11 protein-coding genes are annotated in these 10985 nt (G+C 68.5%); 4 read left to right on the top strand and 7 right to left on the bottom strand.

From position 1 onward, the window contains the following. The first annotated feature begins 243 nt into the window (after nt 1-243). From MED01_RS12220 to MED01_RS12210, 3 genes are read left to right on the top strand one after another with little or no spacing between them, the layout of a single operon-like run. Nucleotides 244-1077, top strand: a complete 834-nt coding sequence (locus tag MED01_RS12220; RefSeq protein WP_238668634.1) for a CPBP family intramembrane glutamic endopeptidase — start codon at nt 244-246, stop codon at nt 1075-1077. After that, nucleotides 1074-2249, top strand: a complete 1176-nt coding sequence (locus MED01_RS12215) for a sensor histidine kinase (RefSeq protein WP_238668633.1) — start codon at nt 1074-1076, stop codon at nt 2247-2249. The genes MED01_RS12220 and MED01_RS12215 overlap by 4 nt, the downstream gene beginning before the upstream one ends. Further along, nucleotides 2246-2905 (top strand): response regulator, encoded by a 660-nt coding sequence (locus MED01_RS12210; protein ID WP_238668632.1) that lies wholly within the window; start codon nt 2246-2248, stop codon nt 2903-2905. The genes MED01_RS12215 and MED01_RS12210 overlap by 4 nt, the downstream gene beginning before the upstream one ends. A 131-nt stretch (nt 2906-3036) precedes the next feature. Here the strand turns inward: MED01_RS12210 and MED01_RS12205 are convergent, their stop codons facing one another. The 6 genes from MED01_RS12205 to MED01_RS12180 form a co-directional block, all read right to left on the bottom strand. Continuing rightward, complete coding sequence (locus MED01_RS12205) at nt 3037-3744, bottom strand: NADPH-dependent F420 reductase (RefSeq protein ID WP_372493647.1); 708 nt, start codon at nt 3742-3744, stop codon at nt 3037-3039. A 31-nt stretch (nt 3745-3775) separates the two neighbouring features. Further along, nucleotides 3776-4720 (bottom strand): SDR family oxidoreductase, encoded by a 945-nt coding sequence (locus MED01_RS12200; RefSeq protein ID WP_238668630.1) that lies wholly within the window; start codon nt 4718-4720, stop codon nt 3776-3778. 67 nt (nt 4721-4787) lie between these two features. Beyond that, nucleotides 4788-5411, bottom strand: a complete 624-nt coding sequence (locus MED01_RS12195) for an NADPH-dependent F420 reductase (RefSeq protein ID WP_238668629.1) — start codon at nt 5409-5411, stop codon at nt 4788-4790. Between the two features lie 93 nt (nt 5412-5504). After that, on the bottom strand, nt 5505-5891 hold the full coding sequence (locus MED01_RS12190; RefSeq protein ID WP_238668628.1) for a hypothetical protein: 387 nt from the start codon (nt 5889-5891) through the stop codon (nt 5505-5507). 135 nt (nt 5892-6026) lie between these two features. Next, the gene (locus MED01_RS12185) at nt 6027-6650 is read right to left on the bottom strand and encodes an NADPH-dependent F420 reductase (protein ID WP_274525568.1); all 624 of its coding nucleotides are present in this window, start codon (nt 6648-6650) and stop codon (nt 6027-6029) included. A 71-nt stretch (nt 6651-6721) separates the two neighbouring features. Continuing rightward, a complete protein-coding gene (locus MED01_RS12180) occupies nt 6722-7456 on the bottom strand; it encodes an SDR family NAD(P)-dependent oxidoreductase (protein WP_238668626.1) in 735 nt (244 codons plus the stop codon). A 220-nt stretch (nt 7457-7676) separates the two neighbouring features. Here MED01_RS12180 and MED01_RS12175 point away from each other — a divergent pair, with 220 nt between their 5' ends. Then, on the top strand, nt 7677-8588 hold the full coding sequence (locus MED01_RS12175) for a LysR family transcriptional regulator (RefSeq protein WP_238668625.1): 912 nt from the start codon (nt 7677-7679) through the stop codon (nt 8586-8588). A gap of 229 nt (nt 8589-8817) precedes the next feature. Here the strand turns inward: MED01_RS12175 and MED01_RS12170 are convergent, their stop codons facing one another. Beyond that, on the bottom strand, nt 8818-10506 hold the full coding sequence (locus MED01_RS12170; RefSeq protein WP_238668624.1) for a hypothetical protein: 1689 nt from the start codon (nt 10504-10506) through the stop codon (nt 8818-8820). Nucleotides 10507-10985 lie beyond the last annotated feature (479 nt).

Raw genomic sequence — 10985 nt, 5'->3', positions numbered from 1 at the left:
GTCGGCCTGGGCATGTTGTACTCGGATTTTCTGGCGGTCGTTGGATAAGAGCCACGCGACAAGACTTGTCGCGCGCCAGTACGTCTGCTGACGTTCGAGTGGTGCTGCCCGGTGCTGCCGAGTCTGTCCCCCGTGCGAGCTACCTGCGAATGTCCACCGTGCGGTGACTACTTTGGGCGGGCAAATCCATAGCGTTTGGGGTATCCCGCGACGCTCCCGCCGCGGCTTCTCAAAGGAGTCATCGTGCGTCTGGTATGGCAGCTCTTGGCGGTTGCGGCGGTCTGGATCCTCGGCAATCTGGGCACGGCGGCGGTGAAGGACACCCCCTGGCTGGCGCTCGTCGCCGGCCTGCTGACGGCCGTCGTCGGGGTCCTGGTCTACGGCTGGGTGGTGCGGCGAACCGAGCACCGGGTCCCCCTCGAGGTGTCGCCGAAGGGAGCAGGTGCCGGGATCAGCAGGGGCACGCTGCTCGGCATTGCGCTGTTCGGGGCAGTCATCGCGAACATCGCCTTCTTCGGTGACTACACGATCAACGGCCTGGGCTCGCCGGCGAGCGCCGTCAGCCTGCTCGGGATCATGGCGGGTGCTGCTGTGGCCGAGGAGCTGGTCTTCCGCGGTGTCCTGTTCCGCAACATCGAGCGCTGGACCGGAACCTGGATCGCGCTCGCGCTGACCGGCTCGCTGTTCGGCCTGATCCACCTGGCCAACGCGAACGCGACCCTGTTGGGCGCCGTCGCTATCGCCATCGAGGCAGGCGGGATGCTGACCGCCGCGTACATCGCCACCCGCAAGCTGTGGGTGCCGATCGGTCTGCACTTCGGCTGGAACATCGCCGCGAGCGCCATCTTCAGCACCGAGGTGTCCGGCAGCAACACCGCCCAGGGCCTGCTGGACGCGACGATCTCGGGTCCCGCGCTGGTCACGGGCGGCGACTTCGGCCCGGAGGCCAGTGTCTACGCGGTGGTGTTCGGCGTGCTGGCCACCGGCGTGTTCATGTGGCTCGCCTACCGGCGTGGTCACGTGGTCCCCGTCCGTCGCTCGGCCCGAGCGGACGTGGCCGCTAGGCTCTCCCGGTGATCGATCTCCGGCGGGTCCTGGACCGGTGGCGGCAGCTCGATGTCACGGTCCGGGACCTGCCGCTCGCGTTGCTGCCGGCGGTCGCATCGCTCGTGCCGGCGTTGCACGGGGTGGGGACGGAGGTCGGCGCGCTGCCGACCCGTCCCTTCGACGCGCTGGCCGTCGTGGCGATCGTCGTCCAGTGCTTCCCGCTCGCCGTTCGCCGGCGGTGGCCGGCCGCCTGCCTCGTCCTGGTGTTCCTCGGCTTCGCCCTCGACCAGCTCCGGGGTTACCACACGCTCGCGGGCGCCGGGCTCGCTATCGCGCTGCTGAGCGCGGGTGCCCACCTGGAACGCCGTCGCCGCACGGTCATGATCCTCCTCTCGGGTGCCTATGTGGTGCTGGCGCTCGCGATCGACCTGGTCGGCGGGACCGAGCGGGCGGACGGGTACCTGGCGTTCTACCTGGCGCTGGTCCTCGTGTGGGCCGTCGGCTCCTGGCTGCGCTCCACCCGGGTCGCCGAGACCGAACGGCGCCTCCGGGTCGCCGAGGAGGCCCGCACCGCGGAACGCATGCGGATCGCCCGCGAGCTGCACGACGTCGTGACGCACCACGTGACGGCGATGGTCGTGCAGACAGAGGCTGCCAGGTACCTGACAGACGCCCCCGATCGTCTCGACGAGACACTGAATGCGGTCACCGACACGGGCCGGCGGGCGATCGGCGACCTCCGAAACCTCCTGGACCTGCTCGACCCGGGCCACGACGGCGCGGCCCAGGCACCGTTCCTCCGGGACCTGCACACGCTCGTCGAGCAGACCCGTCAGGCCGGGCAGCCGGTAGAGCTCACCGAGGAGGGCACGCAGTCGAAATCCGCCGGGAGCGCCGAGCTGGTCGCCCACCGGGTGGTGCAGGAGTCCCTGACCAACGCCCTCAAGCACGCCCACGGCAGCCCGACGACGGTCGGCGTGCGCTACGACGAACGGGAGATCACCGTGCAGATCAGCACTGCCGGGACCGGATCTGAGCAGGCCCCCGTCGGCGCCCGCCCGAGGTCTCCCGGCGGGAGCGGTCGAGGGCTCGCCGGGCTACGGGGAAGGGTGGAAGCCCTGGGTGGCGAGTTCAGCGCGGACCGCGGGGCCGACGGCGGATTCGTCGTCCTGGCGCGCATCCCCACCGGGAGCCGGTCGTGAGTGCGCCGATCCGGGTCCTGGTGTGCGACGACCAGGCGCTGATCCGCACCGGGTTCGCGACGATCATCGACGCCCAGCCCGACCTCGAGGTGGTCGGCGAGTGCGAGGACGGGCGGGCCGCCGTCGACCTCGCTGGGCGACTGAACCCGGACGTCGTGGTGATGGATGTCCGGATGCCGGTGCTCGACGGTATCGAGGCGACCCGCCTGCTGGCCGGCGCCGGGGTGGCGCGTCCCGTCAAGGTGCTCGTGGTGACCACGTTCAACCTGGACGAGTACGTCTACGAGGCGCTGCGCGCCGGGGCGAGCGGGTTCCTGCTCAAGGACGCCCCGGCGGCGCAGCTGCTGAACGGCATCCGCACTGTCGCCTCCGGGGCGGCGCTGCTGGCGCCCGAGGTGACCAGGCAGCTCGTCGGCAGGTACGCGACGCGGATCCGGCCCACCGAGGGTGCCCCCGGCGACACGGCGCTGACCCGGCGCGAGCTGGAGGTGCTGCGTCTGATCGCCGACGGCCTGTCGAACGGCGAGATCGCCGCGGCCCTGGTGATCAGCCAGGAGACGGTCAAGACGTACGTGTCGCGCCTCCTGGCCAAGCTCGGCCTGCGCGACCGCGTGCAGGCGGTGGTCTACGCCTACCGCAACGGGCTGGTGACCTGAGGGTTTCGCACGGCGACGCCCGTGTACAGGCTGTGCACGGGCGTCGCCGTCAGCGTCAGCGACGGGCGGTCGTCACTCCGCCCCGAGCGCTGCCACGGGTGAGGTGCGGGCCGCGGCCCGCCAGCTTGCGGTTATCGCGTTGCGGTGGCCAGTGCCGCGCGGATGGCGTCCGCGCCGGCTGGCCGGCCCTTCTCGCTCGAGGCCGGCCCGTACGGGATTCCCCACACAGGCGTGCCCGTCGCCTGCCGCCAGCTGTCGGCCAGTGGTCCCGCGTCCACCACGCCGTACCCGATGGAGGCGATGAATTCGGTCACCGCTGCCTTCGCGGGTGCGGAGTCGCCGGCGATCGGCAGGTATGAGCGGTCGGCCGCCCCCGCCGGGCGGGCGAGTGAGAGCAGGTGCTTGAAATAGATGGTGTTGAACGCCTTCACGAGCTCGGCGTCCGGGGCGTACCGCAGCAGCAGCTCGCTGGAGGTGAGCGACGTGCCGTCGAGCTCGGGGATGTGCCCGTCACGATCGGGGCCGTAGTTGCAGGTGTCGATGACCGTCTTCCCCGCCAGCGGCGCGGCGGGGACGTCGTGGAAAGCCGTAACCGGCACCGTGACCACGACGATGCCACCGGCCGCCGCGGCTTCTTCGCGCGTCGCCGCGGAGGCCCGCGGCCCCAGTTCCGCCACCGTGTTCGCGAGCGTCTCGGGACCGCGTGAGTTGCTGAGCACGACCTGGTGGCCGGCCGCGACGGCGAGCCGCGCGATGGTGCTGCCGATGGATCCGCTTCCGATGAATCCCACGGTTGTCATGTTCTCGATGTCCTGCCAGTAGGGCCTTGTCCTTGTCATGCCGGACGCGTTGCGATGGGGGTTCCTGCTGTCAGGTAGCGGAGAAGTAGTGGCCGTTGTCCAGATCGGCGAGGAGGCGGGGCTGAGCGGGTTCCCAGCCGAGGGTGCGGCGGGTGATGAGGTTGGACGTCGGGTAGCTCTGCGTGGCGACGTTCGTGAGGAACCCGAAGTATCCCGGCAGCATCAGCTCGTCCAGGGGGACGCTCACGGCGGGCACGCCCAGGCGGCTGGCGATGGCTTCGGCGATCTCGCGGAACGGGATGCCTCCGTCCTCGACCGCGTGCCAGTAGCTGCCAGCCGGGCCCTTCTCCAGCGCCAGGCGGAACAAGGAGGCGGCGTCACGCGCGTGCACGGCGTTCCACCGGTTCTCGCCGTCTCCGGGGTAGCCGGCGAAGCCCTTCTCCTTCGCGAGCGCGATCAGGGCGGGGAGGAAGCCCCCCTGGTCGGTCGTGCTGTGCGCGATGTTGGCGATCCGCACGACCGAGGACCGCACGTTCTGCTCGGCGAGCCCGATGATGGCGGTCTCCACGACGTTACGGGCCCGCAGGGTGCCCTTGTGCTCGTCGCCGACGGGAAGGGCCGGGTCGTCCTCGGTGCCCGGCCGGCCCAGGTCCCTCCCGCTGCCGGGCGAGCCGATGCTCCCCGCCGCGACCAGCGGCTTTCCGGTCCCCGCGAGAGCCTCGCCGTACGCGAGCATGATCGGGAGCTCCGCGGCGGCCACGGCGGCCACCCCGCCGGACGGGAGCAGGTCCTGCCGGTGCGCGACGTGGATGACGCCGTCGGAGTCCGCAGCAGCCTCCTTGAGCCCCTCGAGGTCCTGGAGGTCGCCGCGGCGTATCTTCGCGCCGAGCGCGGATAGCGCCGCCGCTGCGGTGTCCGAGCGGGCCAGGCCGGTGACCTCGTGCCCGGCGGTGACGAGCTCCGGGATGATGTACGAACCGGAATGGCCGGTCCCGCCAGTGACGAAGACGCGCACGGTACTACTCCTTGTGAGTGATGCGGGGGAAGCGTTGGTGGTGCGGGGTGGGCTCAGCCGGGGTGGCTCAGCGGGGGAAGTCGACGCCGAGAGCGACGTCGAAGGTCCCCGCGCCGTTCCGGGCCAGGCCCATCAGCAGCGGCCCGACCCCTTCCAGCCAGCGGGCCATCTCCAGGCCGCCGACATCGAGGGGACGCAGCCCGAGGCTCTCGATGAACGCCGACACGCTCGCCTTGGCCCGTGCGTCGTCTCCGGCGAAGAACACGTCCAACGGACGCTCCTGGACCAGGACGTGGCCGAAGACGGTGTTGAACGCCTTCACGACGTGCGCGCTCGCCGGGGCCGCCTTGACGATCTCCTGCGCACCGGACGTGCCCTCAGGAGTGACAAGCTCGGTGGCGTCGGCGTTGAAGGTGTTGGAGATGTCGATGATGACCTTGCCGGCCAAGGCTTCCCCGTACTGGGCGATGACCGGCACGGCGCTGGCGTACGGCACGGCGAGGACGACGATGTCGCCCACAGGGACGGCGCCGAAAGTCCCCGCCGTGGCCCCGACGCCGAGCTCGGCGGCAAGGCCTTTGGCCTTGGCCGGGTCGCGACCGATGAGTTGGACGGAGTGGCCGCCCGATACCGCGCGTGAGGCGATGGCGTGGGCCATGCCCCCCAGGCCGATGAAACTGATGCTGCTCATGATGAGTACTCCTTTCCTCTGGTCTGAATCGAACGGCTTGCCCGTCCGTCGTTTCTTAGGTGGTCGTTTACTGGCTGGTCGCTTCTTAGGTGGTCACAACCGGCCGGTACGCGCGACCACCTCGGCGGTGAAGTCGAGCAGCTGGTCAAGGCTGGTGAACATCGCCAAGGCATCGAAGTGCGCCTCGTCAACACCGGACTCGGCGTACCGCTTCAGCTGGTCCGCGACCGAGTCCACGGACTTGCCCGGATCGAGGTTGATCCGCATGGCCGTCTTGAGTGCGTCGGGGTCGCGATCGGCGTCCTCCGCCGCTCGACGCGCGATCGACCACAGGCGGCCGGCACCCTCGTCCTGACTACTGAACGACGCAGCGGGCGCCGGCCCTTCGACCCAGAGCCAGCCCACCCCGCTGCGGCCGACCCGGCGCATCGCGTCGCTGATAGCGGGCCCGACAACAGGAAGCACGAAACCGAGCTGCACTGCGTTGAGCCTCCTCGGGCGAATCCCTTCGCCACTGTTGATGTCTGACAGCGGCGAGCCGGTGGTCCGTCAACCAACCAGAGCGCACGGCATTCTGTTCGCCGACTTCTTGGTGACCCCCAGGGGGCAGCTGGGTCAGCCCGTGAACTCGTTGACGCCCAGGGCGAAGTTCCCGTGGCCGATCCCGTTGCCGGCGAGGCCTACCGTGAGCACTCCCGCTCCTTCGAGCCAGTGCGCCATCTTCAGGCCGCCGACGTCCAGCGGGCGCAGGCCGAGGCTCTCGATGAATGCCGCCACGTCCGCCTTGGCCCGCGGGTCGTCACCGGCGAAGAAAACGTCGGGCCGGCCGTTCTCCAGAACGCCACGGAAGATGGTGTTGAAGGCCTTGAACACGCTGGCGCTGGCCGGGGCCACCTTGGCGACCTCCTGCGCGATCGAGGTCGCCTCGCTGTGGACCAGGCCGTCGAACGCGGCGTTGAAGGGGTTGCTGATGTCGACGATGGTCTTGCCCGCGAGGGCGTCTCCGTACTGGGCGACGGTCGAAACGACACCGGCGTACAACACGGCCGTGATGACGATGTCCCCGGACGGGACGGCGCCCCACTCGCCCGTTGTCGTGCCGCCGCCCAGAGCCTTGGCCAGGCCCTCGGCCTTGGAGCGATCACGTGCCATGATCTCGACGGAGTTGCCGCCCGCTACAGCGAGCGTGCCGATCGTGCGGGCCATGTTCCCCGCACCGATGAACGTGACGCTGCTCATGAGGTGTGCCTCTTTCTCTGTGCTCGAGGCGCCTGTTCTCCAGGCGCCGCTCTGACTTCTTGGTGCGTGGTTCAGATAGCGGTGGTGCCGCCGTCGGCGACCAGTTCCAGACCGTTGACGTAGCTGGAGTCGTCGGAGGCGAGGAACAGGGCGATGCTGGCTATCTCTTCGGGACGGCCCATCGTTCCGCGGGGGATGAGGGACTCGAATGCGGCCCTCGTCGCCTCGTCGAACAGCTCTTCCTGCTTGGCGGTGCCGACCTGGCCGGGGGTCAGGACGTTCACCCGGATCTTGCGGTCGCGCAGCTCGTTGAGCCAGACACGGGCCCAGGCCTGCTGGACGGCTTTGCTTCCCGCGTAGAGGCTCCAGCCGGGGAAGGCGCCGAGGGACGCGTTGGAACCGGTCATGAGGATCGAGCCGTGGTTGTTGATCAGTGGCAGGGCCTTCTGCACGGTGAACAGGGTTCCGCGTGCGTTGAGCGAGAAGGCGCGTTCGAACTGTTCCTCGGTGATCTCGCCGAGGACACCAGGTTCGCCGAATCCGGCGCTGGCCCACAGCACGTCGATCGAGCCCTTTTCCCGCTTGACGGTGTCGTACAAGCGCTCCAGGTCGTCCAGGTCGGACGCGTCACCCTGGACGGCGGTCACGTTGCGGCCGATCAGCCTGACGGCGTCGTCCAGCGCTGCCTGCCGCCGGGCCTGGATGAAGACATATGCTCCTTCCTCGACGAACAGCTTGGCTCCGGCCAGCGCCAGGCCGGTGGATCCACCGGTGATCACCGCGACCTTGCCATCGAGCTTTCCCACGGTCACTCCTTTGAATTGATGGGTTTCCGAAACGGGAACGGAAGAGGCCCAATTATTGATGTGCTCATCCTGGTTTTAGGCCTGCCATCAAATGTCGATCCCGAATTCTTGTACCGATTTCTCTCGGCTGTCATGAACGATGCCATTGGCCGGAACGGCTGTCCAATACCTGTTTCAGCCGTGGTGATACCCTCGAGGCATTGCCGGACCTGGAGGCGCTATGGATCTGGACCTGCGCAAGCTGCGCTACTTCGTCGCCGTCGCCAACAGGCTGCACTTCGGCCGCGCCGCCGACGAGCTGCACATCGCGCAGCCGGCGCTTAGCCGGCAGATCCGCGCGCTCGAACAGGATCTCGGCGCCTCCCTGTTCATCAGGGACAGCCACGGCGTCACGCTGACCGACGCGGGCCGACAACTCCTAGACGACGCCGGTCCGCTGCTCGCCTCCGCGCACGCGGTCCGGCGCCGGGTGTCTGAGACCGCCCGTGGCGGCCAGCGGCTGGTGATCGGTTTTCGGGCCGGCATCCCGGTCATTCCCGCGGCGCGGGAGTTCGGTGGCCGCCATCCGGACGTGGTCGTGGACGTGCAGCGCATGGAATGGGACGACCAGGTCCCGATGCTGCTCGACGGCCGCGTCGACGTCGGCTATGTACGGCTGCCCATCGACGAGACCGGCCTGCGCCTGACTCCCCTCTACACCGAGCCGCTCATGGTGGCGCTGCCCGCCGATCACCGGTTGGCCGGAAAGGAGGAGGTCACCGAGGACGACCTGGCCGGTGAGCCGCTGATCTGGCATGCCGACGCGAGCACGCAGCCCACCAGGCGCCCGCACCCCGACTCCGGGCTCCGGGTGCGCGGGGTGGAGGAAAAGCTCGAGCACGTCGCGGCCGGCCGCGGCATCTCGTTCGTGGGGCGTTCGGAGACCGTGTTCTACTCACGGCCGGACATCAGCTACGTGCCCGTCTCGGACTTGGCGCCCGACCAGGTATTCATCGCGATGGCGGCGTCACGCACCTCGCCGATGGCCGACGACTTCTTCGCCGCGGCTCAGGCGACGGCTGGGATCACTGCAGAATGCGGGAACTACGAGATGTGGCAGATTGTGACCGACGCCGCTTCAAAGCGCGGTTGAGCAGCTCGGCTGACATCAGGTTCCTCGCTCGACCGGTTGCTTTGTGCTCTGGAGGCCTGCGGGCTTTTGTGACCGCCATCGCCGCGCTGGCCGGAAATGATCCGTCGTAGCCCACCAGGACCCTGGCAACGCGTGTGTCAGCGATCGGTCCTTACCGACAACGGCTTCCCTGTTGAACTGAAGCCGGGCACGAGGAGTGGAATTCGGGCGGGCACCGTCAACTGAGGCGTTAGGGGTTCTTGGTGTTGGTGTCGATGGTGTAAACCACGTCTGGCCCGACGTCATGGCGGGTGATGCCGGGTACGTCCGGGGCGTAAAGCAGTGGTTCGTACGGGGTGCCTTGGACCCGGTCGCGCAGCAGGACGACGCTGCGGATGCCGAGCTCGTGCAACCGATCCAAGGCCGGCTGGCTGGGGAAGGTCGCCATAACGTCGCGGATCGCCTGACGGTTGGGTGTGGTGTAGCTGGCCGCACCGTTGACCATGGTGGGAAACCCGTCGGTCGACCAGAGTAGAACGTGGAGGTCGATGCCGTCGTTGGACGGCAATACCATGATCGGAGCGTGCGCGGAGGCTAGCGCCATCGCGGCCGGTGCGGCTGGGGTTCGGGGGTGGCCCAGGTCAGGCAGGCCCTCAGCTAGCACGAGGACCAGCAACGGAACGGTCAGCAGCCGCGCCGCGCTCACCGACCATTTCGGCTTGGCGTCCCTGCGAGCCACCTCGGCCAGGTGGGTAACCAGGCCGGCCGCGAGGATGGCCAGGCAGAGAGTGGGCCACAAGATCAACCGGCCTGGTGTACGGGATCCATCGAACCCAGGCACGTAGAGATAGAGCAGGCGGTAGATCGGCCCGTTCGTGCCCAGCGCGAACAGCACTCCGACGACCGTCCCCAACAGCAGCAGAAGCCGTTGCACCGGTGACCAGCGGGATAGGAACAGGCCGACGAAGGCCAGTAGATACAGTGCATACCCGCATAGCAGCACTTTCTCAGTCGGTACGTCACCAAGAGCGGTGCGGGCGTTGTTGTGCAGGGTGCCCCAGGGCAGCGAGGACTGCGGCGCCACGAGAAGCCCGCGCAGTGTCGGGGAGAAGAACGCGACGTAGTCCCAGTCCCGGGTGACATTTGGGTTGAGCTCGCGCACGTGTTGGTACGCGTACGCGAAGTATCCGGTCACTGCGGTAAAGACCAACCCGCCGATCAGATCACTGACGATCAGCCGGCGGCTAAGGCGTGGGCGGTGGATCAGCCAAGCTATCAGTGTGATCAGGCAGAGGGCGGCGAGGACGTATACGAATCCCAGCCCCACGCCGAAGCCTAGGCTGACCTGCCAGGCCGCGACCAGCCAGCCAGCGAACGCCCAACCCGGCCGGACTCGTTCGGCAAGGTAGCCGCGGGTGAACGAGAGTCCGTGGCCGCGCGCCAGCATCGCCAGGGCCAGAGTGATTCCGCCAGTGGAGAGAATATTCAAATGGCCGTCGTGGCCGTAGCGCCAGGGCGCGTAGGCGAGAGCGGCCCCGGCTACCGCGGCGGCGACCTTGTTCGCGCCGAGCTGGCGCAGGAGCGCGTAGCCGCCGAGGAAGGCGAGCGCGAAAGCCAGCACGAACAGGATGTTGTAGCGCAGCACGGCACCGACTACACCGCTGCCTATCAGCCCTGCCGGGGCATAGCCGAGCAGGCTGTCGTTCAGGGCCAGGCCGTACGTGTCGGGATAGAAAGCGTTGGTATCCCACAGGCCACGCAGGCCGTGGGTAAGAGCGTGGCCACCCCATCCCACCAGCCATGCTTGGGCCGTCGGGTCACCCACGTCACCGACGATGGTGTGGGCCGGGTCGGCGATCGGCACAGTCTTGGCGCCGGCAGTGACGATGCGAATCGCGTACGGCGGAATCAGCCAGATCATCGCGACAGCGAGGAGCACCGAACCAAGGCTCGCGTTACTCAGTTCCCGCCGATGGTCCCCACGTGTCAGCCAGTCCCTCGTGCCTCGGCCGGCGCGCGCGAGTCGGCCAGGTTGTCCAAGCTCGCTGAGGGTGACGGCTGATGTGGGGCCTCCTGCCGGTGGCTCTACCTGCGTCATCGCATCTACCCCCACTTTTGAGCCGCCGCAGTAAATCATGAGCAGGGCGGCGCATAGAGTCAAGGCATTGATCGATGTCGTTCAGGTGGCCAGGCCTTACGCTGTTTGTCAACGGCGTCTTGTCAGGCGGGAGTCGCGATCGGTGCGGCGGCGAATCTTGCCGCTGTCGGAACAGGACGCACCACGTTGCTGCGGGCCCTCGCCCGGGTTCCGGACCTGCGGGTACCTGACGACAGCACCCTGTCCCGGGTACTGACTGGTGTCGACGCGGACGCCTCGATGCTGCGGGTGCTGCTGGCTGCTCAGCCGGGCGGGTCTGA

Origin of the sequence: Micromonospora alfalfae, assembly GCF_022230925.1 — a bacterium.
GTDB lineage: Bacteria > Actinomycetota > Actinomycetes > Mycobacteriales > Micromonosporaceae > Micromonospora > Micromonospora alfalfae.
Note: the sequence above shows the minus strand (reverse complement) of the source record. Positions and strands in the feature narration are given on the sequence as shown.